This window comes from Microbacterium sp. 69-10 (genome assembly GCF_001897945.1).
GTDB lineage: Bacteria > Actinomycetota > Actinomycetes > Actinomycetales > Microbacteriaceae > Microbacterium.
On the sequence record NZ_MKRT01000004.1, the window covers coordinates 82,684 to 88,449 of the forward strand.

The 5,766-nt window shown below is 68.0% G+C and carries 3 protein-coding genes; all 3 read left to right on the top strand.

Features of this window, described 5'->3' with window-relative positions; genetic code table 11:
* The coding region (locus BGN97_RS01625; RefSeq protein ID WP_292697480.1) for an Ig-like domain-containing protein at positions 1-3,999 on the top strand (3,999 nt) is incomplete at its 5' end.
* A 34-nt stretch (positions 4,000-4,033) separates the two neighbouring features.
* Positions 4,034-4,657, top strand: coding sequence for an SGNH/GDSL hydrolase family protein (locus BGN97_RS01630; RefSeq protein ID WP_292697482.1), 624 nt, complete (start codon positions 4,034-4,036; stop codon positions 4,655-4,657).
* A 19-nt stretch (positions 4,658-4,676) separates the two neighbouring features.
* Complete coding sequence (locus BGN97_RS01635; RefSeq protein WP_292697483.1) at positions 4,677-5,333, top strand: GntR family transcriptional regulator; 657 nt, start codon at positions 4,677-4,679, stop codon at positions 5,331-5,333.
* Positions 5,334-5,766 lie beyond the last annotated feature (433 nt).

The following is a 5,766-nucleotide window of genomic DNA, read 5'->3' on the forward strand; positions in this document are numbered from 1 at the left end:
GGGACGGCGCTCGTCGCCACCCCGGCATCCGCCGCCGACGGACCCGCCCTCTACGTGGCGCCAGGGGGTGATGACGCCGCCGCGGGAACCATCGACGCCCCGCTCGCCACGCTCGAGGGCGCGCGCGACCGCATCCGCCAGCTCAAGGCGGGTGCGGGCCTGCCCGAGGGCATGACCGTGTTCCTGCGTGAGGGGCAGTACGACCGCAGCGCCTCGTTCGCGCTGGGCAAGGAGGACTCCGGCACAGCCGAGCATCCGATCGTCTACCGCTCCTACCCGGGCGAGAAGGCGACCCTGACGGGCGGCCGCGAGCTGCCCCGTGAGGACTTCGCGAAGGTGACCGACAGCGCGGTCACCAGCCGCATCGTCGACGTCGCCGCACGCGACAAGGTTCTCGAGGTCGATCTGAAGGCCCTCGGCCTGAACGACTACGGCCAGCTCAGCCGGCACGGCTACTGGAAGGCCAACGACGTCAGCACCACACCGCCGATGGAGCTCTACATCGCCGGACAGGGCATGACGCTGGCGCGCTGGCCCAACGCCGACGCGGCGAGCCCCACCGTGCAGATGGGCGACATCATCGATCCCGGTCCCACCCGCAAGGACGCCGACCTGCAGGACCGCGGCGGCACGTTCACCTACGGCTACGACCGCCCGAAGTACTGGACCCAGGCGAAGGACGTCTGGCTGGACGGCATCTTCGGCTACAGCTGGGAGTGGTCGTACAACAAGATCGACAAGATCGACACGACCGCCAAGACCATCACGCTGCGCTACGGCGAGATGTCCGGGATCATGAAGAGCTGGTTCCCCGACTTCCACTTCGCGCAGAACCTGCTCGAGGAGCTGGACGCCCCGGGCGAGTACTACATCGACCGGGATGCCGGAAAGCTGTACCTCATGCCCAACGCGGCGTTCACCTCGGGTGAGGGCGCGGTCACGGTGACCACGCTCAGCGAGCCGATGCTGCGCACCGACGACACGTCGTACGTCACCTTCGACGACATCGTGATGGAGTACGGGCGCGCCACGGCCGCCGTCATCCTCGGCGGTTCGCACGTCACGGTGTCGCACTCCGACATCCGCTACTTCACCGACGGCGGCGTGCTGATCAACTCGCCCGGCCGCTACACCTACGACGGCATCCCGGTGAACCGCGGCGGCCGCGACCACGCCGTGACCGACTCCCGGATCACCCACGTCGGCGGCATCGGCGTGGTGCTGCAGGGCGGCGACAAGACGACCCTCGAGCCGGGTCGCAACCGGGTCGAGAACTCCGAGATCGCCGACTTCGCGTACTACCACAAGGCCTACAACCCGGGTGTGATGTTCGACGGGGTCGGCAACATCGCCAGGAACAACAAGATCCACGACGCCCCGCATCCGGGGATCATCGTCTACGGCAACGACCACCTGTTCGAGCGCAACGAGGTGTACGACGTCTGCAAGATGTTCAACGACCTCGGCGCGATCTACATGAACTCCGGCAAGACCCCGCAGCAGCGCGGACACGTCTTCCGCGAGAACTACTTCCACGACATCGGCGTGGGCATCGCGGGCGTCGAGGGCATCTACGCCGACAACTTCACGTGGGACCTCACCATCGAGAAGAATGTGTTCGCGAACATGGGCAACTCCGCGATCAAGAGCGGATCGGCCGACTACATCAACGCCAGCAACAACGTCTTCATCGACTCCTACGTTCCGTACGACAACTACGAGCAGTGGATGGGGAACCAGGAGGGCAACGTCGTGGACCGCGACTACATGCCGGCCTGGAAGCAGGTGTTCGCCGACAACAACGACTTCATCGGCACCCCGTACCTGGAGAAGTACCCCGAGCTGAGTCACTTCTTCGAGGACGACCACTACTACCCGAACCACAGCACCTTCGCGAAGAACGTGGTGTGGAACCCCAACCGCAAGCCGATCGCCGGGCTGAACGACCAAGGTGCCAAGGACGGCAAGAACCTGCTGAACTACGGCACCAACCTGGTCGCCACCGCCGATCCCGGCTTCGTGGACGCCGCCAAGGGCGACTACGCGCTCAAGGCCGACTCCGAGGTCTTCTCGAAGATCCCCGGGTTCGAGGCGATCGCGTTCGACAAGATCGGCGTGTCCGGGCACATCGGGCAGTCGCAGTCCCCGGACACCGTGGCGCTGAAGGGCATCGCCTTCGACAGCGACCAGCTGCGCATCGACGCCGGCGACCAGGCGCGAGTGCGCGCCGTACCGCTGCCGTGGAACGCGGCCGACTCCGCCGTGACCTACGCCTCGGCCGACAGCGCCGTGGCCACGGTCGATGCCAAGGGCCTGGTGCTCGGCATGGGCCCGGGCACGACGACCATCACCGCGACCGCGAAGTCCGACCCCGCGAAGCAGGCGACCATCGAGGTCGTCGTCTCGGAGGGCGACGGCGTGCTGCACTTCACCGACTTCCAGTCGGGGGCGAACGGATGGCCGACCGACCCGAACCGCAGCATCCAGGTCGATGCGGCAGGCAACAAGGTGTACCGGATCGTGAAGGGGGCGAACTCCCTGCTCCCGCGCGACTTCACCGAGTTCGTGCTGGACTTCGACGTCACCCCGCCCGCCGGTGACATCGCCACTTCGGGCCTGGTCATCTACAACCGCAATCAGAACGGGGGCGGGTACATCCGCTACCGCAACGCAGCGGCCGGACCGACCTGGGACATCTTCGACAGCAACTGGAAGACGGTCGCCGAGAAGGTGCTGCCGGCCGATCAGGCGCTCCCGAACGGGAAGACCTCGCACGTGCGCATCGCGGTGCAGGACGGCTCGATCAGGATCGTCGTGAACGGTGCGATCGTGCTCGAGGGCAAGGATCCGGCGCCGGGCGCTGCGGGTCGCGTGGGCTTCTACGTCGAGGGCTACCCCTCGCTCGACTTCGACAACATCGGGTTCTCGCTCTCGGGGGTGCCGGTCACCGGCATCAGCCTGGATGCCGAGAAGCTGGCGCTGAACGTCGGGGAACGGCACACGGTGAAGGCCACGGCAGCACCGGAGGACGCCAGCGACACCCGCGTGACCTGGTCCAGTGCTGACCCCGCGGTCGCGACGGTCGCGGATGACGGCCGCATCGCGGCGGTCGGCGCCGGTGCGACCACCGTGACGGCGACCTCCGTCTCGGACCCGTCGCTCACGGCATCTGTGCAGGTCACGGTGGCCGACGCCGAGTATCCGACGGTGCGGCTCGACCGGCAGCTGACGGATGCCGCGAACTGGAGCGAAGCCTCCGGGATCACCGTCGACGAGGACGGCGTGAAGCTCGCCGCGCAGGGCGTCTACGGCTACAAAGCCGAGCGCTTCGGGTCGACGCTGCTGAAGCTCCAGGCGGACTTCGGCAAGTTCGACGGCGGCTGGTACGGGTTCCAGGTGCGCTCGGACCAGCCCGGCATCCCGGCCTGGCAGAACTCCAACACCGGCTACCTGTTCCTCGTGAAGGAGGACACGTTCGAGTTCCAGAGCTGGTCCCCGGGCCAGACCATGCTCGACGTCATCCCCAACACGGTGATCGCACCCGGCAGCAGCCACGAGATCGAGGTCGGCGCCGTGGCAGAGGAGGGCGGCACCCGTGTGGTGCTGCGGGTCGACGGCAAGACGGTGTGGAACGTGCGGGATGCCAGAGCGAACCTGCGCATCGGCGCCGACGGCTTCTTCAACCTGTACCACTACGGCAAGGAGAACGTGTTCTCGGTGCATCCCGCCTCAGAGGATGAGCCAGGCACCGGTGGGCCAGGCACCGGTGGGCCAGGCGCCGGTGGGCCAGGCGCCGGTGGGCCAGGCGCCGGTGGGCCAGGCGCCGGCGAGAATGGGCCGTCCGGGGGTGTGTCAGGCGGAGGGACCCTCCCGCTGACCGGCGCTGATCCGCTGCTGCCCGCGATGCTCGGAGCGGGGATGCTGCTGATCGGCCTCGCGCTCTGGTCGGTGCGCCGCCGCAGGCGCGCGGGCGCAGCGGCTCAGGACCCGGTTGAATAGCGTGCATGCAGGGACCGCTGCAGAGGAGGAGCCGATGGTCCTGACAGACCGTAAGAGGCTGGTGTTCATCGGCGACTCCATCACGGATGCCGGACGCGACAGGACCGACCCCGGATCGTTCGGGGACGGATACGTGTCGCTGCTGGCTCCTGAGCTGCAGGCCGGCGGTGCCGAGGTGCGCAACCTCGGCATCGCCGGTGACCGGGCCGTGGACCTTGCGGCGCGGTGGGCATCGGATCTGATGCCCACCGCGCCGCAGGTGCTCACCGTCTACGTCGGCATCAACGACGTGTGGCGCCGGTTCGACAGCGACGACCCGACGCCCACGGGGCGGTTCGAGCAGACCCTGCGTGCGCTCCTGGCGTCCGCCGTGGATGCTTTCGATCCGGTGCTGATCCTGATGGAGCCGTATCTGCTTCCGGTGCGGAACGAGCAGCGGGGCTGGCTGGAGGAGCTCGACGAGAAGCGCGCCGCCGTCCGGCGGCTCGCGGTCGAGTTCGGTGCGCAGCTGGTGCCGCTGCACGAGGTGCTCACCGCTGCGGCCGAGGGCCGGGATGCCGCGGAGCTGGCCCCCGACGGCGTGCATCCGTTCCCCGAGGCGTCCCGCCTGATCGCCGATGCCTGGCGCACCGCGTGGGCCATTAGCGATAGTCGATAATGAAAGTACAATGGAAGCCATGACGGACGTGATGGGCGCAGCAGGCCTGCAGCGGGGACTGCTCTCGGATCAGATCTACGCCATGATCAAGGCGATGATCAAGGACTCGACGCTGGCCCCGGGCGAGCAGCTGGTCGAGTCGCAGCTGGCCCGCCAGCTGCAGGTCAGCCAGGCGCCGGTGCGCGATGCGCTCAAGCGGCTCGCGCACGAGGGCCTGGTCTCGCACGTGCGGCACCAGGGAAACTTCGTCGCCAGCTACTCGGCCGAGGAGGCCGCACAGGCCAAGGTCGCTCGCGTGGAGCTGGAGGCGCTCGCCGGCCGCCTCGCGTGCGGGGCACTGGATGCCGAGCGCCGCGGCCTGCTCGACGATCTCATCGCGAGCATGCACGAGGCCGCCGAGGTCGGCGACCTCGCGCGCTTCCGGGAACTGGACTTCGCGTTCCACCGCGGCGTGATCGAATCCAGCGGAAACGTCTACCTGCCCAAGATGTGGGATCTGCTGGAGCCCAGCCTGCGCTCGCTGCACGTGCTCGGCGACCCGAAGTTCACCGGCGACTGGCACGAGGTGGCCGACTGGCACCGCGGTCTGCTCGACGTTCTCGAGGCAGGCGATCCGCAGGCCGCGTCCGACCTGTTCCGCGCCCACGCCGCCGGCACCCTGCTCGACCCCGCCTGATCGCGGCCCTTTTGGCGCCCTTCGTCGGTTCCTGAGCGAGCGAAGCGAGACGAAGGGCGTCGCTTCGCTCCTCGCTCAGGAACCGCGCCAGATCAAGCCGGCTCCTGAGCGAGCGCAGCGAGACGAAGGGCGTCACTCCGCGTCCTCGTCGCGCTTCGCCGCCCGCTGACGCCTGCTCCATCCTGGTAGATCCTCAGACCGGCCATCGATGAGAAGCTGCTTCTTCGCGCGCGACCAACCGTGTATCCGGCGTTCCCAGTCGTACGCCTCCGCGACTCGTTCGAACTCTGCGCACCAGACGAGCTGAACGGGCCGTCGTCGTCTCGTGTAATCGCAACCTTCTCCGGTCTCATGCTGAAGTAGTGCCCCGTAGTGTGGTGTAGCCGCTCGGTGGCCAGCCCCGTCTTGGACGTGGGCGCGGTCACCGTGTGAT

What these genes read in the sequence shown, in the direction of transcription:
- BGN97_RS01630 (WP_292697482.1), top strand. Translation starts at nt 4,034, where the DNA reads ATGGTCCTGACAGACCGTAAGAGGCTGGTGTTCATCGGCGACTCCATC.
- BGN97_RS01635 (WP_292697483.1), top strand. Translation starts at nt 4,677, where the DNA reads ATGACGGACGTGATGGGCGCAGCAGGCCTGCAGCGGGGACTGCTCTCG.